Origin of the sequence: Burkholderia sp. RF7-non_BP4, from assembly GCF_001521935.1 — a bacterium.
Taxonomy (GTDB): Bacteria; Pseudomonadota; Gammaproteobacteria; order Burkholderiales; family Burkholderiaceae; genus Burkholderia; species Burkholderia diffusa.
This window is the reverse complement of sequence record NZ_LOTA01000095.1, coordinates 276,561-295,757: the sequence shown is the minus strand read 5'-3', so window position 1 is coordinate 295,757 and position 19,197 is coordinate 276,561. Positions and strand designations below refer to the sequence as shown.

21 protein-coding genes are annotated in these 19,197 nt (G+C 67.3%); 15 read left to right on the top strand and 6 right to left on the bottom strand.

The window, feature by feature from the left end; translation table 11 throughout:
- The first annotated feature begins 95 nt into the window (after positions 1-95).
- Together WS49_RS31285 and WS49_RS31280 are read left to right on the top strand one after the other, a co-directional pair.
- Positions 96-629 carry a flavodoxin family protein gene (locus WS49_RS31285; RefSeq protein WP_059536722.1) on the top strand — a complete coding sequence of 178 codons (534 nt, stop codon included), beginning with the start codon at positions 96-98 and terminating at the stop codon, positions 627-629.
- Complete coding sequence (locus WS49_RS31280) at positions 626-2,959, top strand: FAD-dependent oxidoreductase (RefSeq protein ID WP_059536719.1); 2,334 nt, start codon at positions 626-628, stop codon at positions 2,957-2,959. The genes WS49_RS31285 and WS49_RS31280 overlap by 4 nt, the downstream gene beginning before the upstream one ends.
- Here the strand turns inward: WS49_RS31280 and WS49_RS31275 are convergent.
- From WS49_RS31275 to WS49_RS31260, 4 genes are all read right to left on the bottom strand, one after another.
- Complete coding sequence (locus WS49_RS31275; RefSeq protein ID WP_059536716.1) at positions 2,931-3,230, bottom strand: GYD domain-containing protein; 300 nt, start codon at positions 3,228-3,230, stop codon at positions 2,931-2,933. The two genes, WS49_RS31280 and WS49_RS31275, sit on opposite strands and share 29 nt — an antisense overlap.
- A 51-nt stretch (positions 3,231-3,281) precedes the next feature.
- Positions 3,282-3,701 carry a hypothetical protein gene (locus WS49_RS31270; RefSeq protein WP_059536713.1) on the bottom strand — a complete coding sequence of 140 codons (420 nt, stop codon included), beginning with the start codon at positions 3,699-3,701 and terminating at the stop codon, positions 3,282-3,284.
- 161 nt (positions 3,702-3,862) lie between these two features.
- The gene (locus WS49_RS31265; RefSeq protein WP_059536709.1) at positions 3,863-4,525 is read right to left on the bottom strand and encodes a phosphoribosyltransferase; all 663 of its coding nucleotides are present in this window, start codon (positions 4,523-4,525) and stop codon (positions 3,863-3,865) included.
- A gap of 121 nt (positions 4,526-4,646) precedes the next feature.
- Positions 4,647-4,862 carry a hypothetical protein gene (locus tag WS49_RS31260; protein ID WP_059536706.1) on the bottom strand — a complete coding sequence of 72 codons (216 nt, stop codon included), beginning with the start codon at positions 4,860-4,862 and terminating at the stop codon, positions 4,647-4,649.
- A gap of 375 nt (positions 4,863-5,237) precedes the next feature.
- Here WS49_RS31260 and WS49_RS31255 point away from each other — a divergent pair, with 375 nt between their 5' ends.
- The 8 genes from WS49_RS31255 (at position 5,238) to WS49_RS31220 (ending at position 10,874) form a co-directional block, all read left to right on the top strand.
- Entirely contained in the window at positions 5,238-5,651 is a 414-nt protein-coding gene (locus WS49_RS31255; protein ID WP_059536703.1) for a hypothetical protein, read from the top strand.
- A gap of 72 nt (positions 5,652-5,723) precedes the next feature.
- A complete protein-coding gene (locus WS49_RS31250) occupies positions 5,724-6,374 on the top strand; it encodes a BON domain-containing protein (RefSeq protein WP_059537382.1) in 651 nt (216 codons plus the stop codon).
- A gap of 61 nt (positions 6,375-6,435) precedes the next feature.
- Positions 6,436-6,885: a CBS domain-containing protein gene (locus tag WS49_RS31245; RefSeq protein WP_059536698.1), complete on the top strand. Its 450-nt coding sequence runs from the start codon at positions 6,436-6,438 to the stop codon at positions 6,883-6,885.
- A 90-nt stretch (positions 6,886-6,975) separates the two neighbouring features.
- On the top strand, positions 6,976-7,485 hold the full coding sequence (locus WS49_RS31240; protein WP_257127624.1) for a hypothetical protein: 510 nt from the start codon (positions 6,976-6,978) through the stop codon (positions 7,483-7,485).
- A complete protein-coding gene (locus tag WS49_RS31235; protein WP_059452422.1) occupies positions 7,469-7,708 on the top strand; it encodes a hypothetical protein in 240 nt (79 codons plus the stop codon). The genes WS49_RS31240 and WS49_RS31235 overlap by 17 nt, the downstream gene beginning before the upstream one ends.
- A 181-nt stretch (positions 7,709-7,889) precedes the next feature.
- On the top strand, positions 7,890-8,345 hold the full coding sequence (locus WS49_RS31230; RefSeq protein WP_059537379.1) for a hypothetical protein: 456 nt from the start codon (positions 7,890-7,892) through the stop codon (positions 8,343-8,345).
- A 79-nt stretch (positions 8,346-8,424) separates the two neighbouring features.
- Positions 8,425-9,801, top strand: coding sequence for a nicotinate phosphoribosyltransferase (locus tag WS49_RS31225; RefSeq protein WP_059537375.1), 1,377 nt, complete (start codon positions 8,425-8,427; stop codon positions 9,799-9,801).
- Positions 9,798-10,874 (top strand): hypothetical protein, encoded by a 1,077-nt coding sequence (locus WS49_RS31220; protein WP_059536694.1) that lies wholly within the window; start codon positions 9,798-9,800, stop codon positions 10,872-10,874. Before WS49_RS31225 ends, WS49_RS31220 begins: the two co-directional genes overlap by 4 nt.
- Here the strand turns inward: WS49_RS31220 and WS49_RS31215 are convergent.
- Positions 10,852-11,838 carry a ribose-phosphate diphosphokinase gene (locus WS49_RS31215; protein ID WP_059536690.1) on the bottom strand — a complete coding sequence of 329 codons (987 nt, stop codon included), beginning with the start codon at positions 11,836-11,838 and terminating at the stop codon, positions 10,852-10,854. The two genes, WS49_RS31220 and WS49_RS31215, sit on opposite strands and share 23 nt — an antisense overlap.
- 44 nt (positions 11,839-11,882) lie before the next feature.
- Between WS49_RS31215 and WS49_RS31210 the strand changes: the two genes are divergently transcribed.
- From WS49_RS31210 to WS49_RS31190, 5 genes are all read left to right on the top strand, one after another.
- Positions 11,883-12,842, top strand: coding sequence for a hypothetical protein (locus tag WS49_RS31210; RefSeq protein ID WP_059536687.1), 960 nt, complete (start codon positions 11,883-11,885; stop codon positions 12,840-12,842).
- A 198-nt stretch (positions 12,843-13,040) separates the two neighbouring features.
- Positions 13,041-14,774 carry an ABC transporter permease gene (locus WS49_RS31205; protein WP_059536684.1) on the top strand — a complete coding sequence of 578 codons (1,734 nt, stop codon included), beginning with the start codon at positions 13,041-13,043 and terminating at the stop codon, positions 14,772-14,774.
- A gap of 119 nt (positions 14,775-14,893) precedes the next feature.
- The gene (locus WS49_RS31200) at positions 14,894-16,153 is read left to right on the top strand and encodes an ABC transporter ATP-binding protein (protein WP_059452514.1); all 1,260 of its coding nucleotides are present in this window, start codon (positions 14,894-14,896) and stop codon (positions 16,151-16,153) included.
- A gap of 153 nt (positions 16,154-16,306) precedes the next feature.
- Complete coding sequence (locus WS49_RS31195; RefSeq protein WP_059452427.1) at positions 16,307-16,771, top strand: hypothetical protein; 465 nt, start codon at positions 16,307-16,309, stop codon at positions 16,769-16,771.
- 196 nt (positions 16,772-16,967) lie between these two features.
- A complete protein-coding gene (locus tag WS49_RS31190) occupies positions 16,968-17,417 on the top strand; it encodes a CBS domain-containing protein (RefSeq protein ID WP_059452515.1) in 450 nt (149 codons plus the stop codon).
- Positions 17,418-17,477: 60 nt separating this feature from the next.
- Here the strand turns inward: WS49_RS31190 and WS49_RS31185 are convergent, their stop codons facing one another.
- On the bottom strand, positions 17,478-19,082 hold the full coding sequence (locus WS49_RS31185; RefSeq protein ID WP_059536679.1) for a bifunctional aminoglycoside phosphotransferase/ATP-binding protein: 1,605 nt from the start codon (positions 19,080-19,082) through the stop codon (positions 17,478-17,480).
- Between the last annotated feature and the right edge of the window lie 115 nt (positions 19,083-19,197).

Here is a 19,197-nt window from a genome sequence, read left to right as displayed (position 1 = left end):
GATCGTGCCGCGACGGTTTGACCTGCATCAGCGTCGCCCCGATCGGCGGTGCATAAGCTGGTCTACGGATCCCGGACGGATGCACGGAGCGGAACATGGACACGTCTCGACGCATGCTCGTCGTTTTCTACTCGCGCAGTGAAACGACGGCGGCGATTGCGCGCCGGCTTGCCACGGAGCTCGACGCGGATTGCGAACGGCTACAGGAAGTCGACGATCGGCGGCGGGCGGGGGCCGTCGGCTTCCTGCGTTCGCTCGCCGACGTGATTCGCGATCGTGCCGCGGACCTCCGGCCGACGGCCTGTTCGCCGTCCGCATACGATGTGGTCGTGATAGGCACGCCGGTCTGGGCGGGTCGTGCATCGACGCCGGTTTCGACTTGGCTCGCGCGGCACGGGAGCGAACTGCGCGCGACCGCATTCTTCTGCACGATGGGCCAGCGCGGCGACCTGACAGCATTCCGGCAGATGCAGGCGCTGGCACGGCAGGCGCCGATCGCGACGTGCGCGATTTCCGGACGCGATATCGGTCGCGGCCTGGCCGCCGGGAAGCTCGCCCATTTCGCACGGTCGATCGCTCACAGGCTTGCCGACCGCGAACGGCGCATGAGCGGGGAGCGGGCAACGTGACGGCGCAGTCTGGGGGCAAGCGCGACTACGATCATGTGCTGGTCGGAGGCGGCATTGCCAGCGTGTCCGCGGCGCATGCGTTGCGGCGCGAAGATCCGTCCGCTCGCATCGCGATCCTGTGCGGCGAACACGTGCTGCCGTATCAGAGACAGCCGCTGACAAAGGAATTTCTCGCAGGAAACCTCGCTCCGGCGGCAATCGCGATACACCCGGCGGGGTTCTACGAGATGCGCAGGATCGACCTGCTTCTGGGAGCGAGGGTCGCGTCGGTAGACTGCGGCGCGCATGTCGTCAGGCTGGAGGATGGCTCCGCGGTACAGTACGGCAAGCTGCTGATCGCGACCGGTGCGTCGCCACGCGGTCTGGCGGTGCCGGGGGCAACGCTGGCGGGCATCGGTCACCTTCACGACCTCGACGACGCGCTCGTGCTTCGCGACAACGCCGCCCGGCGACGACGCCTGCTTGTCGTGGGCGGAGGCTTCACAGGTTTCGAGGCGGCGGCCACGCTGCGCGAGCGCGGTCTGGATGTCACGCTCGTCGAACGCTGCGAGCGGCTGTTGCCGCAGCTGAATTCCGTTCGGCTGTCCGTTCACTTTGCCGGGTTGTGTGCGACGCGTGGCGTCGACGTTCGAACCGGAACGACGGTGGAGCGCTTCATCGGAAAGCAATCGATCGAGGCGGCCGTGCTTGCCGACGGTTGCGTCATCGAATGCGACCTCGTCGTGATTGCCGTGGGCGTCGAGCCGAACTGCGGGTTTCTCGCGGGCAGTGGCATTGCGACAGTGGATGGCGTGCTTGTCGACGAATGCCTGCAATCGTCGGATCCGGACGTCCATGCGGCCGGCGACGTCGCGCGGTTTCGCGACCCGGTATTCGGCGTGCAGAGGCGTATCGAGCACTGGGACAATGCGGTGCGTCAGGGGCGCCTGGCCGCCAGGAACATGCGCGGTGCGCGCTTGCCTTATCGGGATGTATCGATTTTCTACGGAAATGTATTCGATGTACCGTACAACTTCCTCGGCAACGCTGCCGATGCGACCGAAGTCGTCGAACAGGGCCGATTCCCGCATGCTCCGTACTCGTTGCTCTATCTGAGACATCATGTCCTGCGTGCGATGTTCTCGATCGGTGTCCGCGCGGATGAAATGACCGCCGCCGAGGAGACGATCCGCCATCGGGTCAATCTCGGCGCGCAAGTCGGGGCTGCGACGCACGACGTATTGCGGCTGTGCGAACTGCCCGCACAAACGGTCCTGATCCTGCAGGGTGGCGGTGCGCTCGGCGCATTCGAAAGCGGCGCGATCACCGCGCTCGAGGCGCGGGGCGTCCGTCCGGATGTGATCGCGGCCGTGTCGATCGGCGCGTTCAACGGCGCGATCGCCGCGAGCCATCCGGGGCATGCGGCCGAAGCACTCGACGCATTCTGGCGCGAACTGTCGATCAGGAGTCCAGTGGGCGTGCCATCGTCCGCCTATGCGGGACATGCGTTGCTCGCGTGGCATATCGCGCTATTCGGCGTTCCGAATTTCCTTCGGCCGCACTGGTGGCCTGACGGGATTCCGCCGTCCGGCCTCCCTCCGTGGTGGACGAGCTGCTACGACACGCAACCAATGCTCGCGCTACTGCGCCGCCATGTCGATTTCGACGCCCTGGCGGGCAGCGCGACGCGCCTGCTGCTTGGAGCAGTGGACGTGGAAAGCGGGGAACGGCGCATCTTCGACAGCTATGTCGATCGCATCACGCCCGAGCACCTGCTCGCCAGCGGCAGCCTGCCGCCCGCGATGCCGTGGACGCGCATCGACGGCCGCGCTTACTGGGACGGCGGCATCATCAGCAACTCGCCGCTCGATCTCGTGATCGAACGGTGCGGGCGGATAGCAGGGCGCGTGTTTGTTGTCGATTTGTTTTCCGGGTCGCGCCCGTTGCCGTCGAACCTGATCGAGGTCATGCTGCGGCGCGACGAGATCGTCTATGCCGATCGGGTTCGTAACGACCTGCGGTTCGAGGAAAACGAGAACGACTTTCGCGATCTCGTCGAACGTATAACCAGCCAGCTTGATCCGGAAACGGCAGCACGCATGCGACAACTCCCGGAATACATCCGACTGATGGGGAGTCGTGCGCCCGTACGGGTCTTCAGGATCGCGCTGGATGGCCTCGCCGGAGCGAGGGACACTTTCGCGCGCGACTTCGATTTTTCCGATACATCGATTGCAGCGCTGTTTGAACTCGGCCGCAGCGCGGCGCTCGCAGCGCTCGAGTCCAATGCAACGGAACCGCTCGGGGGCGCAGCCGGCCGGCCTAGTCGAGCGAGGTCACCAACGCCTTGAACACTTTCCACTCCACGGCGGGGAAGATTTCGACGCTCGCGTGGCCCAGTGTGCGCATGCCGGCGGAAATTCTGAAGGCGGTGTCCAGATCGGGGGCGGTAAAAATGTCGAGATAATCATAGCGGCCCATCAATGCGAAATTGTGCAGCCATTCGATCTGACCGCACGTCTTCTGCAATCGGTGGACGGCGTGATGCTCGAGCTCGGCCAGTTTCTCCGGCGTCTTGACTGCGTCCGGCGACACGCGTGTAAGCATGACAAAGGTAGGCATGACGAATCCCCAGGGTGTCGCCCCGTGACGGAGCCAGGAATGGACGGTCGATCACACGATCGGCGATGTGCGAGTCGGTCGCCGGGCGGACGACGATGACGGTCCCAAGCCTTGCCCGAACCATGGAATCTCGGGACGGAGCGACGCGACATACCGAGCCCAGCCTCCCGGGTTGTCGGAGAACAGCCAAGCGCATACGGGCTCCGCGAGGGCATCGCGATCGAGCGGCTCGTCGAGCAACAGCTGCGGCCACAGGCAGTATGCGTGGAGGACGGTGCGCGTGAATTCACGCACGGTCGTGTGCGCGAACACATGATTCAGCAGTGGAATGTCCGTGAGCATCGGCTGTGCGGCCAGCAGCGAATCGAGCGTCATGTCATCCGGCTCGTATTCGAGCACGCAACTGAGCGTTCGCAGAATGCTGCCCAGATGCACGAGCAAGGCGCGGCGAGCTTCGGTTTCGTTTGGCATGGGTGGCGTCCGGAATGGCGGAACGGATTGCTCCGCGTGTTCCCTTGCAATCTATGAGCGATGTCGCGCGCGAACGTTGATGGAGGTCAACCGCAGCAGTCAGGACCGTTCGGCATATCAGCCGCGGTGGCCTCGGCAGCGCGCGCCTGCCTGCCATTCTGTCAGCGGGGCACCGTGTCCTCTCCGGTCCGCGACCGGCACGCCGCTGCCAGTATCGCGACGGCCTCGTCGTCGTCCACCTGAGAAAACGAGCGATAGAACGCGCCGACCGAGAAGGCTTCGTCGGACTGCTCGATGCACACCACCTCGTCGGCATAGGGGCGGACTTCATCGAGGCCGCGCGCGCAGGCCACCGGTACCGCGCAGACGAGCAGTCGCGGGCGACCCATGCGCGCTGCGTGTAGCGCGGCAATCATGGTCGCGCCGGTCGCGATGCCGTCGTCGACCACGATCGTGATGCGATCTTCCCGGACGACGGGCGGGCGGAAACGCGCATAGTGCGTCCTGCGTGCCGCAAGCACGGCAAGTTGCTCGTGCTGTTCCGCTTCCAGGTAGCGTGACGGAATCGCCATACGCACGGCGTCGCGCGACAAATAGCACCAGCCGGATTCGTCGATCGCGCCAATCGCGAGTTCCGGGTGCCATGGCGCGCGCAACTTTCGCACCAGCACGACGTCGAGGTCGCCATGGAGGCGCGTTGCGAGGATGCTCCCCAGTATCAATGCGCCGCGTGGTATCGCAAGAACCAGGGGGCGTTCGCCACGGTAGGCCTGAAGCACGGACGCAAGCTGATTGGCAGCGTCCCGGCGGTCGTCGAAGATCATTTCACCTCCTGTTGGCGCCGGGGGCGTGCGTTGCTGCGCGCTGGCGCGAAATTCCGTTGTCGAAGCCAGGGCACGGTCGGGCCCGCGGTCGCCCCGATCGCCGTCGAACTACACGTAGCGATCAAAGCCGTTCGAGCCGTGCGAGGATCTCATCGGTCCGCCGCAGCAGCGTCCTGTTCCGCTCGGCCGTCTGTCTGACGGTATTCAGTCTTGTGCGCCAGTACGCGGGGGCGGTGATGGATGTCTGCTTGTGAAAGCAGGATCGGGTCTGCTCCAGCAGACGAATGGATCCTTCGATATGTGACAGCTCGCGTTCGACGTCGCAGTACCAGTTCATGCGTGGTCTCCGTTGCATTGACATGACCCATGTTGGATTTCCGATATCGGGCGCGTCTTGATTTCACTCAATGCATCGAATTCATCCGATTTTTCGGTAACTGAAAAGTGATTGGCAGTACGAGGTGACGAGACGTTCAATGCGAAGGCCAGGGCAAGCAACCCCGCCCGGTTTTGCGAGGCGTGCGCATCGGCGCTTCGATGGTTGCATCAGACGAATCGGGGGGCGTTTCGATCGCTCGCGTCTACCGGATGACCTGCATCAATAACGCTTGCCCGGCAGGAGCGAATATTGACGCTCTCGCATGTCGCTCTCGACCGCTATCGACATGTTCCGTGCCGTCTGCGCCTTCACGTTCATGATACGGACACCATCATGCCCGCCTTGCTTACGAACACGCCGAATCGCCAGATCATTTCCCGTTGCGAAGCTTCGGCACTGAGCGTGTCGGCTGCCACGCGTCACAAACACCACCCGATCGGCGCCGATGGCGACCGGCTGCTGAGTCCCCACGAAATCGCGATCCTGATGGTGCTCGCCAGCGAGCCGCGGCGCCAGCAGGGCGACCCCGCCGATCTGCGCTGCCTCGTCGATCGCGGTCTCGTTCGACTGGATGCAGCGTCGCTTGCCGAGGCGCCCGCTCGCCTGTCGGCCGACGGGCGCCAGATGGTGTTGCGACTCGTCAGACGCGATCGCGCCAGGCAAGGGAGCAACGTCGACGTCACGACTGCGTTTCGCGCGATCGCGGCGGAAACATCGGTTGCGATCGCGCACCACGCCGCGCGCTGACCTGTATCAATTCCACGCGGGGCAGCGGGAATTACCGTTGTTTTCATCGATTGCGGACAGGAGTCGATGGCCATGAAAAGCGACAGCGAACTGAAGAAGGACGTCGAGCAGGAACTCGAGTGGGACCCGTCGATCGATGCGGTTCGCATTGGCGTGGAAGTGCACGAACGCATCGTGACGTTGACCGGGCACGTCGCCAGCTATCTGGAGAAGGTCGCGGTGCGCAAGGCCGTCGAGCGTATCGAAGGCGTGCGCGGCATCGTGCTGGAACTCGAGGTGCAAACGGACGACGGCAAGCGTCGCTCGGACGAGGACTTGGCCATCGCAGCGCGCTCGCTCCTGATGTGGGATGCGGGGCTTGGCGAGCAGGCCGTGCACGTGACAGTCGAGAACGGATGCGTGACGCTGTCGGGCGAGGTGATGTGGAGCTACCAGATGCAGGAGGCGGAGCGGGCTGTCGAGCGGCTGCGCGGCGTCACCCGGATCATCAACGAGATTCATGTCCGGCCGCATCCGACGCAATCCGACATCGCGGGCAAGATCCAGGCGGCCTTGATTCGGCATGCAACGGAAGAGGCCGCACACGTCGGCATTACCGTTCAGGACGGTTGCGTGACGTTGACCGGCCAGGTCGGCTCGCTGGGCGAACGGCGGCTTGCCTTCGATGCCGCATGGTCGGCGCCGGGCGTGCGCGACGTGGTCGATCAACTTACCGTTGCATGATGGTTCGGGCGGCGGCAGCCATCGATCGAGGGTCCGCCTCGCCCCGGCCGGGAGAACGAACATGAATGCCGCGATGCTCTGTACCCGCGATGTTGCCACGTGTTCGGCACAAGCAACCGTCGTCGAGGCGGCTGAAATGATGCGCGACGCGCACGCCGGCGATCTGATCGTCGTGCGCGAACAGGAGGGGCGATGCGTGCCGGTCGGTGTGGTGACCGATCGCGACATCGTGCTGACGGTGGTCAGCCCCGATGCGCAGGCCGGCTCGCTGTTCGTCGGTGACATCATGTCGGCGCCCGTCGCGACCGCGAACGTCGACGACGACATCTGGCTGCTCGCGAAGCGGATGCGCCAGCACGGCGTCCGTCGATTGCCGGTCGTCGGCGGCGACGGCGAACTGGTCGGCATCGTCTCGCTCGACGATCTGCTGCGCGCGGCCGCGGCGCTGCTCGACGAGTTGCGGCTCGTGGCGGCCCGCCAGCCGTATTTCGAGGAGAAGCAGCGTGGCTGATCCGGTCGGTTCCCGCTTCCGTCGCGCCGCGCATGGCGCAGCGGCGGTCTCGATGCCGGTGCGACGCGCCCTCCGGACGCGCGCGAATCCATGACACGCGGCCGGCATACCGACCCGCGCAACCGGATGCGCCGGTGGCTCGGCGCAATCGGTCTCTGCCTGCTGCTGGCGAGCGCGACGACGTGGCTCGGCGCGATCCACGACCATCCGGTAAGCACCGGTGTCGTGGCCGGCATGACCGCGCCGGAATGCGGGCGCGTGGGTGCCCGGCCGGCCGGATCGATGCTGACGACACCGATCCCCGAACAGGACGTGTGCCTGCCGCTGTTCGTTTATCGCGCGTCGTATCCGGATGCCGCGAGCGACGTCGCGTCGTACCGCACGTGGATCCTGCAGCAGCGGGTCGGCGAATTCTGGCAATTGTTCGGCTACGTGCTTCTGCTGTGGGCGGCGATCCTGGGCCTCGTCGCCGGCCCGATATGGCTCTTCAGGCGGCGGGCCGGATATCGCCATCGCGACTCGCGGCGTGGCGCGACTGATGATGGGAGCGCCATGCGCTCGCACGGCGAGGAAAGAGGTAATCATGACGATTTCCGGTGAATTGAACGAGGCGGACTGGACCGTGGCGATCGAAACGGTTGGCGTTGAGACCGGCGGGTACCGCTGCCGTGTCCACGTGACGGTCCGCTCGCCCGACTGCAAGTGCGAGCATGTGTTCCCGCATCACCGGGTATTCGCGACCGAGCGCGAGGCAGCGCTGGAGGGGCTGCGCAGCGGGATGACGTGGGTCGAGATGAAGAAATCGGACACGTTCACGTACTGACGGACGGCGTTGTTCACCGTCATCCACGCCGCATGCGAACCGGCGACCACGGCATGACCTGAAGCCTGCCAATACCGCGTCGCCGGCGTCCCGCCGGGCCGCGGGCATGCGTTGATCCCGGTCAAAGCTGCGCGGCGCGGCCTCAATACGATGGATCGCATCTCCGCGAAGAATGACGACCATGAACAGGCTCGAACGCACATGCCGCTTGCTCGTCGTGTGCGCGGCCGCGTGCTGCGTGCCGACGCAGCCCGCACATGCGCAGCATGCGCGCCATGTGCCCCGCCACGATTTCCGCGGTCGTGATTTCCACGGCCGGGACTTTCGCCATTTCGCGCCGAGGGAGCGTACGCTATGGCAGCGTGGTCGATGGGTCCAGGACTGGCACGGCGGGCGCTACGCGTGGTGGTGGGTCGTCGACGGCTACTGGTACATCTATCCTGAACCGATGTATCCGTATCCGACCTACATTCCGCCCGCGATCGTCGTTCAGCGGCCGCCGCCGACCCCGACCGGACTGCCGCCTGCGCGCGCGTGGTACTACTGCAACGACCCGCGCGGATACTATCCGTATGTCGCGTCGTGCAATGGCGTGTGGACCGCGGTTCCGTCGACCCCGGGCCCCGCGCCGCAATGACGGAAGCGACGCTTGTCCGCATCGCAGTGGCCGGCTACAGGCTGCACGAATGCGCGCGAGCGGCGCGGGAGGGCGCATGATGAACGGATCCTGGCCGGACGCTGACGTCGACGACGTGCTGCTGACGGATTGGTATGAACTGACGATGATGCAGGCCGCGTTCGATGCCGGAATGAACGACACGGCCAGCTTCGAGTTCTTCGTACGGGCGCTGCCCGAGCATCGGGCATTCCTGATGGCGGCGGGACTGGCGCCCGTCCTCGACTATCTGGCGGGCCTGCGCTTTACGGCCGCCGCCCTCGAGCGACTGGCCGCGACCGGGCGCTTGCGCGCCGATTTCCTCGCGTCGCTCGCCGGCTTCCGCTTTACGGGCACCGTCGACGCGATGCCGGAAGGCACGGTGTTTTTCGCTGACGAACCGATCCTGCGGATCACGGCGCCGTTTCGCGAGGCGCAGTTCATCGAGAGCCGCGTGATGAACCTGCTCCATTACGCGACGCTGGTTGCCAGCAAGGCCGCACGCGTCACGCTCGTCGCGCATGGCAGGTTGCTGGTCGACTTCGGCATGCGGCGCGCGCATGGCGCGGAGGCGGCGATGCTGTCCGCGCGGGCCAGCTACCTGGCGGGATTCTGCGGCACGGCGACGCTGCTCGCGGGGTTGCGCTACGACATTCCCGTGTACGGCACGATGGCACATTCATACGTCCAGGCGCACGACGACGAAGCGCTCGCGTTCGAGCATTTCGCGCGATCGCAACCGGACAACGCGTTGCTGCTGATCGACACGTACGATACGGAGCACGCGGCACACAAGGTCGTCGAACTGGCGCGGCGGCTTGCGCCCGACAACGTGCGCATCAAGGGCGTCCGGATCGACAGCGGCGATCTGGCGGCGCACGCTCGCAACGTGCGCGCGATTCTCGACCACGGCGGCCTGACGGACGCGACGATTTTCGCGAGCGGCAATCTCGACGAAATCCGGCTGCGGGAGCTCGTCCACCAGCATGCGCCGATCGACGGTTTCGGAATCGGCACGCAGATGAGCACGTCGGCGGACGCACCGTGCCTCGACTGCGCGTACAAGCTCGTCGAGTATGCGGGCCGGGCGCGCTGCAAACGCTCGGAGGGCAAGGCGACGCTGCCCGGCCGCAAGCAGGTGTTTCGGCAATACGGCCCGGACGGACGAATCGCCGCCGACAGCCTCGGACTCGACGGCGAGCATCTCGACGGCACCCCGCTGTTGCAGCCGGTCATGATCGCAGGGGCGCGACTCGCGGCCCCCACGCTCGGCGAGAGCCGCATTCACGCAATGCGCGAACTGTCCACGCTGCCCGATCCGATGCAGGCGCTGGCGCCCGTCATGCCGCTGCAGCCGGCGATTTCTCCGGCGCTGGCGGCACTCGTCGCGCAGGAGAATGCGAGGCTGGACGCGCACGCGGGGCAGCAAGCGGCATGAACGATGCACGAATCCCGGCCGGCCGCGCGATCACGCTGAGCGACAAGGTGGCGGCGTTGCGGGAGCGCGCAGCCTGGCCAGACGGCACGAGATCGGTCGAGGCCGTGGAGACGCACATGTCATGGGTATTCCTGACGGATCGGTACGCGTGGAAGCTCAAGAAGCCCGTGCGCGCGCCGCAACTCGATTTTCGAACGCTGGCCGCGCGCCATCGCTTCTGTTGCGAGGAGGTGCGTTTGAACCGTCGGCTTGCGGCCGACGTGTATCTCGATGTGGTGCCGCTCGTCGTCGACGCCCGCGGTTGCCTGCATGCGGACGGACCCGGCGAGATCGTCGACTGGCTGGTCAGAATGCGGCGCCTGCCGGCCGCACGCATGCTCGACCGCGTGTTGTCGCGCGGCATGGCTACGGCAGGCGATGCGTGTCGCATCGCGGCTCGCCTGAGCGCCTTCTACCATACCCTGGCACCCGCGCGAATCGACGGTGCGACGTATCGCGAAGCGCTGCGTTGCACGATCGACACCAATGAACGCGCGTTGTGCAAGCCGCTTGCGAGCCAGTCCACCGATGTCGTGTGGACGCTCTGTGCGCGGCAGCGCTCGTTGCTCGGGTGTGAAGCCGCGCGCTTCGACCTGCGTGTGCGGCAGGGGCATGTCGTCGAAGGGCACGGCGATCTGCGTCCCGAACACGTCTGCATCGACGATCCGGTTGCGATCATCGATTGCCTCGAATTCTGCAGACGACTGCGAGTCCAGGATGCGGCCGACGAGGTCGGCTTTCTCGCGCTCGAATGCGAGCGTCTCGGCGCACCGGGTTTCGCAGACGCGCTCGTCAATGCCTATCGCTCGGCGAGCGGCGACGATGTCGACGACGGATGCGTGCATTTCTACCAGAGCTGCCGGGCCATGACGCGCGCGCGGCTCGCCGTGTGGCACCTGCGCGAGCCCGCATTCAGGGCGACGCCGGTCTGGCGCGATCGCGCGAGCACGTACATCGGGCTCGCCCGGCGGCACGCCGACGACTGCGAGCGCACGTGGGTGGCAAGCCACGTCAGCGCCGCAGCAGGTCCGTGAGCGAGCCGCCGCGATGGATACGCGCAATCGCCTCGGCAAACAGCGGCGCACTGTCGAGTATCGCGAGCTTGTCCTTGAGCGGTCCGGCCGGCACGCGCCAGGGCGGCACCGTGTCGGTCACGGCGATGCCGGCGAGCGCGTCGCCGCCGAGCAGTTCGGCCGCGTCATCGAAGAACATCCCATGCGTCGCGACCGCGTAGACGGATTGCGCGCCGAGCGTGCGGCAATCCTCGGCCGTGCGGGCCAATGTCGTCCCGGTGCCGATCAGGTCGTCGACGATGACGGCACAACGGCCGGCGACCTCGCCCACGATCGGCTTGGGTGTCACGATGCCGCCGCTGCGCAGCTTGCCGGCGAACGCCGCGTCGACCGCGCGCCCGATGCGCGCTTCGAGCCGGACACGGAAATCCTCGGCTCGCCGCACGCCCCCCGCGTCGGGCGATACGACCACGACCGGCCGTTCGCCAGCTTGCGCGGCGAACCACTCGACCAGCATGCCGTTCGCCTCGAGATGCTCGGTCGGACAGCGAAACGCGTTCTGGAACGCCGCGATGTTGTGGATGTCGATCGTGACAACACGATCGACGCCCACCGCTTCGAGCAACGTGGCGACATAGCGCGTGGATACCGGATCGCGCGGCTGAGACCGGCGGTCCTTGCGCGAGTAGCACAGGTAGGGCGTCACCGCACAGACGCGTGCGGCCGACGCGTCCTTCAACGCGCCGATGAACAGCAGCAACCGGCACAGCTTGTCGTTGACGGAACTGCCTGGCTCGCCGTGCAGCGACTGCACGACGTAGACATCATGTCCGCGCACGCTGACAAGCGCACGCGTCTTGTGTTCGCCGTCCTCGAACGGACGTTCCTCGTGCGCGGCGAGCGTGACGCCGAGACGGGCCGCGATTCGTTCGCCGAAGGCGCGACACGAGTCGAACGCGAACAGGCTGAAAGGGAGTTGTTCCATGGCATGGCTACCTCGATTCATGCAGCTATCGGGCGTCGCGAATCATGACGCGCTTTGACGTGTTCAACGGCGATGCGGACGGCGTCTGTTCGCTTCAGCAGCTCCGGCTCGAGGCGCCGGCCGAGTCGGTGCTCGTGACGGGCCCCAAGCGCGACATCGCGCTGCTCGCGCGCGTGCCGGCCGTCGGAGGCGACATCGTCACCGTCCTGGACGTTTCGCTCGACGCGAACCGCGCGGCACTCGATGCGCTGCTGGCGCGCGGGGTCGACGTCGACTATTTCGATCACCACATGCCCGGCGCCGTGCCCGAACATCCGCACCTTCGAGCGCATATCGACACGGCGCCGGACACCTGTACGAGCGTCATCGTCGACCGGTATCTGGCGGGCCGGCAGCGCCTCTGGGCGGTGGTCGGCGCCTATGGCGACAATCTCGTCGGCGTGGCCGGCAGGCTCGCCGCCGCCTGCGGCCTGACGGATGCCGACGCCTACCGGCTGCAGGTGCTCGGCGAATCCGTCAACTACAACGGTTACGGCGATTACCCGGACGATCTCTTCATGGCGCCGCTGGCCGTGTATGCGGCGGTGCGGCACTATGCGAACCCGCTCGAGTTCGCGAGTTCGCCCCTCGCGCGGCGGCTCGACGCCAACCGACGACGCGATATCGCGCGTGCGGAGCGACAGCGCGCGAACATCGCGCTGCCGGGGGCGGACGTCTATATCCTCCCCGACGCGCGCTGGGCGCGTCGCGTGCGCGGCGTTTTCGCGAATCGGCTCGCGCGTGGTGACGCGGCGCGCGCTCACGCGGTGCTGACGTTGTCGCCCTTCGGTGGGTACACCGTCAGCGTTCGCGCGCCCGTCGCCGCACCGTACGGCGCCGATCGTCTTTGTCGCGCATTTCCGGAGGGCGGCGGCCGGGAAGGGGCGGCCGGCATCAACCGGCTCGCGCCGGAGCGCCTCGACGCGTTCGTCGAGGCGCTCGCGAACGCGTACCCCGCCGCGTGAGCCGACGCAGGCGCGCTCGTCGGTGCGGTACGGCGTGGCCGGAACGGGTGTCATCGGGATGCTCCTGAACGGTGGCCGTTGCGCGGCAGGACTCGCTGCAATCGTGGCGCCACGCATTGCAGGGCTGTTGACGCAGGTCAAGCGTGCCGGCCGTCCCGCCCGGGAAGATGAACCGCCATCATCGGCGGGAGAGGCGTCGTGGAGCACCATGCGGAGGTATTGCGGGGCGGGCGCTGGACGCTGCCCGTGCCGGGCTGGCGGGATCTCGCCGCGATGCTGATCGTGGTCGGTTTCCTGTTGCTGGCCGGCATCTCGGCGCATCAGATGGCCGGCCCGCTCGCGGTGGCGCATCCCCCGGCCATTTCGCTGTCGCCCGCGGCGCTGCCCGGCTACACGCTGCGCACCGTCGCGCGCATGTTCGCGGCACTGCTCGCGTCGATCGTCTTCACGTTCGTCTACGCGACCGCGGCGGCGCGCAGCCGTCGCGCCGAGCGCGTGCTGATCCCGCTGCTCGACGTGTTGCAGTCGGTGCCGATCCTCGGCTACCTGTCGTTTACGGTGCTGTTCTTCCTGTCGCTGTTTCCCGGGCGGATCCTCGGCGCCGAGTGCGCGGCGATCTTCGCGATCTTCACCAGCCAGGCCTGGAACATGACGTTCAGCTTCTATCAGGCGCTGCGCACGGTGCCGCTCGATCTCGACGAGGCCAGCCGCAGCTTCCGGCTGTCCGCGTGGCAGCGCTTCTGGCGCCTCGACGTGCCGTTCGCGATGCCGGGGCTCGTCTGGAACGCGATGATGTCGATGTCGGGCGGCTGGTTTTTCGTGGTCGCGTCCGAGGCGATCGCGGTCGGCAACCTGCACGTCGACCTGCCGGGCGTCGGCGCCTACGTCGCGCAGGCGATCGCGAATCGCGACCTCGCTGCCGTGGGCTGGGCGATCGTCGCGATGAGCGTCGCGATCGTCCTGTACGACCAGTTGCTGTTCAGGCCGCTGGTCGCATGGTCGGAACGGTTCCGCTATGGCGATGCCGCGCCCACGGTCGCGTCGCGCAGCTGGATGCTCGACCTGTTCCACCGGTCGCGATGGATCGGCCGTGCAGCCGGCCCGATCCGCGCGGTGCTGCGACGAGCGGCGCGCGCGCGGCTGCGCGGGTTCATGTCGGGATGGCGCGACCGGGTCGCGCTGCCGCGACACACGGGCGACGTGCTCTGGTTCGCACTGTGCGGCGCGGGATGCGCGTATGCGGCGTACGAACTGTTCCGGCTCGGACGCGCGACGCTCACCTGGACGGACCTGCGCGTCGTCGCAAGCGAAGGCGGGCTCACGTTCGTGCGCGTGACCGTGCTGGTCGCGCTCGCGTCGGCGATCTGGGTGCCGATCGGCATCGCGATCGGCCTCCGGCCGCGCGTGGCCGCCCGCATCCAGCCCGTCACGCAGTTCCTCGCCGCGTTTCCGGCCAACCTGCTGTTTCCGGTCGCGGTGTTCGCGATCGTGCGGCTGCGACTCGAACCCGACATCTGGCTGTGCCCGCTGATGATATTGGGCGCGCAATGGTATGTCCTGTTCAACGTGATCGCCGGTGCGAGCGCGTTCCCGGCCGACCTGCGCGAAGCGGCCGCATGCTTTCGCGTGCGGCCGGCGACCTGGTGGCGACACGTCATGTTGCCGGGCGTCCTGCCGTACTTCGTGACGGGCGCGATTACCGCGTCGGGCGGCGCATGGAACGCGAGCATCGTCGCCGAGGCCGTGAGCTGGGGCAGCACGCGCCTGGATGCCGGCGGACTCGGCGCCTACATCGCGCGGATGACCGACGCCGGCGACTATCCGCGCATCGCGCTCGGCGTCGCCGTGATGTCGCTGCTCGTGATCGCGACCAATCGGCTCGTGTGGCGCCCGATGTACGCGTTCGCCGAGCGCCGCACGCGGCTCGATTGAGCCCTCAACCGATCATTTACTCACGGGAGACCCGTGTGCCGAACCTCAGCGAATACACGGAAGGGCATGTCGCGAGCGCGGCCGCACCGCCTTCGGACCCGGCGGCGGTCGTGCTCGAAATGCGGGCCGTATGCAAATCGTTCACGAAGCCGTCCGGCGAGCCGCTGCACGTGCTGGCCGATATCGATCTCGCGCTGCACGAAGGCGAGATCCTCGGGCTGCTCGGCCGCTCCGGCTCGGGCAAGTCCACGCTGCTGAGGATCGCGGGCGGGCTCGTCAAGCCGTCGTCCGGCGCGGTGACGTATCGCGGTGCGCCGCTCGCCGGTCCGACCGACGGCATCGCGGTGGTGTTCCAGACCTTCGCGCTGTACCCGTGGCTGACCGTCATCGAGAACGTCGAGCTCGGCCTCGACGCGCTGGGTCTGGCGCCAAGCGATGCACGCGCCCGCGCGGCCGCCGCGATCGAGCTGATCGGGCTCGACGGGTTCGAATCGGCGTTTCCCCGCGAACTGTCGGGCGGCATGCGTCAGCGGGTCGGTTTCGCCCGCGCGCTCGTCAGCGAACCCGTGCTGATGTTGATGGACGAACCGTTCTCGGCGCTCGACGTGCTGACCGCGGAAACGCTGCGCACGGATTTTCTCGACCTGTGGGACGCGCACCAGCTGTCGATCCGGTCGGTGCTGATGGTGACGCACAACATCGAGGAAGCCGTGCTGATGTGCGATCGCATCCTGGTGCTCGGCGCCGGTCCGGCGCACATCGAGGCGACGCTGAGCGTGCCGCTGCCGCGTCCGCGCAGTCGGCACGATCCGGCCGTCCAGGCGATCGTCGGCCGGATCTATGCGACGCTGACCGCACGCATCACCGACGCGGCGGCAGGCCGGGAAGCGACCGGCAGTGCGCTGGCCATGAAACTGCCCGACGTGTCGAGCCACCATCTCGCCGGATTCGTCGACACGCTCGCGGCCGCGCCATACGACGGTCATGCGGAGCTCGGCACGATTGCATCGGCGCTCGCGCTCCGGACCGACGCGCTGTATTCGACGGCGGCCGCGCTTCATCTGCTCGCGTTTGCCGAATGGCACGACCGGAGCATCCGGCTGAGTGCCGCGGGCCACGTGTTCGCGCAAAGCGACGACGATGCCCGGCGGCGTCTGTTTCGCGAGCATGTCGTCCGGTTCGTGCCGCTCGCCGAACATATCGACGAAGTGCTGGGCGAACGCGAAGGGCATCGCGCGCCGCGCGCGCGTTTCGAGCTCGAACTCGAGGATCATCTCGATCCGCGCAGCGCGGAGCAGGCGCTGCGGGTCGTGACCGACTGGGGCCGCTACGCGGGACTGTTCGACTACGACGACCATACCCGCACGTTCGGCCGCTGACCATTCGCGGCGCATGTCGATCGCGTGCTTGATCGGCATCAAGCGTCGCGCGGCGGGGCGTGCGACGCTGGACGAACCGTCGACGCAACCGCGTCGATCCGGCAGATACGCTCCGCAACTCGACGTCAATGACCGTTCACGGGAGGACTGACCATGAACTGGCTTTCCGAATACTTCGCCCAGCGCACGAGCCCGCTGTCGCTTTCGCTCTGGGCTCATCCGCCGCTCGCGCTCGGGCCCGACGGCCCGATCTGTCGCGAGCCTTACCGTTTGCCGTACCCGGGGGTGGAACTCGTGTTCACGCCGGCGGAAGCGGTCGAGCGTGGCGGGAAGATCTACACGCTGCCGGCGCGCTATGACTCCAGGGGGCTGCTTGCCGCGCGCAGCACGGCGCACGACGAGGCCGCGTCGTTCTTCCACGAAGTGACGATTTTCGCGCCGTCGCAGTTCAATCGCGACTTCGTCGTGACGGTCAACGGCGAATTCTCCTTCGTGCCGTCGTTCTGGCAGGACGGATCGCCCGGTTTCTCGGGCGTCTGCGTGCCCGCCGCGAGCGGTCGCGCGACAGGCGAGCGAACCGGGCCGCCGTGGCTGTTCCAGGGATATCTCAGCATCTAGGGACCGTGCCCGCCATCGGCGGGACCGGGCGTCACGCGCGCTCGTCCGCGCGTTGTCGGCCACGACGGCGAGCAGCAGGTTGATGTGCGTCAACCCTGCCCGGGACGCCGCGCTTACCCTGAACTCGGGAAACATGCGTCGCCGCAGGGCGGTGCGCATGCGTATCGTCCACGCGAAGGGCAACGGGAGCTTCATCATGCACATCGGAAGAATCAGTACCCAGCCGGTCGAATCGTGCACGGCCGAATGCAGTGCGTTTGAACTCGCCGATCGCATGCGGCACGCGCATGTCGGCGACATCGTCGTGATCGAGTACCGCAACGGCGAAGCCATTCCGATCGGCCTGGTGACCGACCGCGACCTGGTGATCGAGGTGATGGCCCGCGGCGACGATCCGGGCGACGTGACGGCCGGCCAGATCATGTCGAGGGGCCTTGTCGTCGTGTCCGACACGGACGAGATCGGCGTCGCGCTCGAGGAAATGCGCCGCTCGGGCATCCGGAGACTGCCGGTCGTCGACGATGCAGGCCGCCTCGCCGGCATCGTGACGCTCGACGATATCGTCGAGCATCTCGCGGGGTTGCTGGGCGGCGTCGTGGAAGTCGGCAAGCTGCAGCAGGTCGAGGAGCAGCGTTTCCGCGCGTGACGTTGCGGGGCCGGCGCCCGGCGCGGCGGCCCGCTTGCCGGAGGCATGCGCCCCGCGCGCTTACGTGCGCAGCGTGGCGAGCAACGGCGCCCAGAACGCGCGGCTTTCGTACGCCGAGGCATCGCAATCGGTGTCGAAACGAATCGCGATCGCCATTTCGGCTTCGGTCAGCGGGTCGGCATGCTCGATCTGTCGGGCCAGGACGGCGGTGTCGGCATCGGAGGCATCGCGTCCGTGTGCCGCCCGGGCCGCGACACGCGCGGCGAGCGTTGCCGGACTCGCGGTGAAATCGAGCATCGCGACGCGTACGCCGAGCCGTGCGGCGAGGGCGATGAACGCCGTCCGGTTGTGCTGGCGCAGGAACGTCGCATCGACGATCGCCGTGTAGCCGCTGTCGAGAACCACGCGAGCCTCCGAAAGCAGCGTTGCGTAGATCTCGTCGATCGCGGTGTCCGAATAGGCGCCGGGGGACAGGCGGGTGTCGGTCGATGTGCCGGCCAGGCGCTTGCGCTCGACGTCGCTGGACAACCGGATCGCACCGAGTTGCGCGGCCAGCGCACGGCTGGCCACCGATTTGCCCGACCCGGACACCCCGTGACACAGGAGCAACGCCGGTGGCGCATCGCGTCGCGCATCGGCCATCGCCGACGCGACGCGCAGATAGCCGGCACGCGCCGCTTCGTCGCCGCGCAGCCGGGCGGTCAGCGCGCGCACCAGCGCACGGTAGACGAAGTAGCACGGCAGCACGCCCAGTGCCGCATGATCGCCCGTGCGTGCCAGCCAGCCGGAAAGGAGGCGGTGGGCGCAATCCGCGCGTCCGTGAGCGGAGAAATCCATCAGCGCGAACGCGAGATCGCTCACCACGTCGATCCAGCGCAGCGCGTCGTCGAATTCGATGCAGTCGAACATCAGGATCCGGTTCCGCCAGCGCACGACGTTCTCGAGATGCAGGTCGCCGTGACACGCGCGCACGAAACCGCGCGCATGCCGATCGGCGAACAGCGGTGCGATGCGGGTCAGTTCGGCGTCGTACCACGCGCGCAGCGCGGCTTCGTCCGGCACCGTGACGTCGAGCGTGTCGAGCAACGGCCGGCACTGGGCCGCGACGCTCGCCGCGCTGCCGGGATGGCCGCGCGGCGCCCGGCGCGGCGCGTGCAGATGATGGCGGGCCAGCGTATCGGCGAGGGCATCGGCATCCGCCAGACCGTCGTCGCGCGATGCGCTGCGCACCGACAACATCGCCCGCGCGTCGAATCGGCGCATGCGCACCACGTACTCGCCCGACGCGGTCTGCTGCCGGCGCCGGCGCCCGCCGGTCGGCACCGGTGCGGCGAACGCGCATCGCCGGCCGTGCGCGACGAGCGGCCAGACACCCAGGTACAACGGGCCGGCGAACGGCCGATTGAGCGTGCACTCCGCGAGCGCGCAGCGGCGCCGCTCTTCAGGCCGCATCAGATCGACGAAGGCGAAGTGCACCGGCTTGATGCGCTTGTACGCATAGCGCCCGGCCAGATAAACGACGGACAGATGGGTTTCGATCCGCTCGATCCGGCCCGCGGGGTGGGGATAGGTGGCGGGTCGGCGCATTGCGCGATCGAATTGCGTCGACTTTCGTCGTGCATTTCCGCGATTCAGCGCGAACGGGACATGCGGCGCTCGGGACATGATGAACGGATCGGTTATACGGGGCGCGCATACGAAAGCGTTGTCGCACCCGGCGGGTTGGATTCGAGACGAGCGTGCACGTTCTCGTCTGCCCGATGTTGCCTGATCCGGCTGG

Bases quoted from the DNA above. Each gene is read 5' to 3' on its own strand.
- WS49_RS31285 (WP_059536722.1), top strand. From the start codon at position 96: ATGGACACGTCTCGACGCATGCTCGTCGTTTTCTACTCGCGCAGTGAA.
- WS49_RS31275 (WP_059536716.1), bottom strand. From the start codon at position 3,230: ATGCCTACCTTTGTCATGCTTACACGCGTGTCGCCGGACGCAGTCAAG.
- WS49_RS31270 (WP_059536713.1), bottom strand. From the start codon at position 3,701: ATGCCAAACGAAACCGAAGCTCGCCGCGCCTTGCTCGTGCATCTGGGC.
- WS49_RS31265 (WP_059536709.1), bottom strand. From the start codon at position 4,525: ATGATCTTCGACGACCGCCGGGACGCTGCCAATCAGCTTGCGTCCGTG.
- WS49_RS31260 (WP_059536706.1), bottom strand. From the start codon at position 4,862: ATGAACTGGTACTGCGACGTCGAACGCGAGCTGTCACATATCGAAGGA.
- WS49_RS31255 (WP_059536703.1), top strand. From the start codon at position 5,238: ATGCCCGCCTTGCTTACGAACACGCCGAATCGCCAGATCATTTCCCGT.
- WS49_RS31250 (WP_059537382.1), top strand. From the start codon at position 5,724: ATGAAAAGCGACAGCGAACTGAAGAAGGACGTCGAGCAGGAACTCGAG.
- WS49_RS31245 (WP_059536698.1), top strand. From the start codon at position 6,436: ATGAATGCCGCGATGCTCTGTACCCGCGATGTTGCCACGTGTTCGGCA.
- WS49_RS31240 (WP_257127624.1), top strand. From the start codon at position 6,976: ATGACACGCGGCCGGCATACCGACCCGCGCAACCGGATGCGCCGGTGG.
- WS49_RS31235 (WP_059452422.1), top strand. From the start codon at position 7,469: ATGACGATTTCCGGTGAATTGAACGAGGCGGACTGGACCGTGGCGATC.
- WS49_RS31230 (WP_059537379.1), top strand. From the start codon at position 7,890: ATGAACAGGCTCGAACGCACATGCCGCTTGCTCGTCGTGTGCGCGGCC.
- WS49_RS31225 (WP_059537375.1), top strand. From the start codon at position 8,425: ATGAACGGATCCTGGCCGGACGCTGACGTCGACGACGTGCTGCTGACG.
- WS49_RS31220 (WP_059536694.1), top strand. From the start codon at position 9,798: ATGAACGATGCACGAATCCCGGCCGGCCGCGCGATCACGCTGAGCGAC.
- WS49_RS31215 (WP_059536690.1), bottom strand. From the start codon at position 11,838: ATGGAACAACTCCCTTTCAGCCTGTTCGCGTTCGACTCGTGTCGCGCC.
- WS49_RS31210 (WP_059536687.1), top strand. From the start codon at position 11,883: ATGACGCGCTTTGACGTGTTCAACGGCGATGCGGACGGCGTCTGTTCG.
- WS49_RS31200 (WP_059452514.1), top strand. From the start codon at position 14,894: ATGCGGGCCGTATGCAAATCGTTCACGAAGCCGTCCGGCGAGCCGCTG.
- WS49_RS31195 (WP_059452427.1), top strand. From the start codon at position 16,307: ATGAACTGGCTTTCCGAATACTTCGCCCAGCGCACGAGCCCGCTGTCG.
- WS49_RS31190 (WP_059452515.1), top strand. From the start codon at position 16,968: ATGCACATCGGAAGAATCAGTACCCAGCCGGTCGAATCGTGCACGGCC.
- WS49_RS31185 (WP_059536679.1), bottom strand. From the start codon at position 19,082: ATGTCCCGAGCGCCGCATGTCCCGTTCGCGCTGAATCGCGGAAATGCA.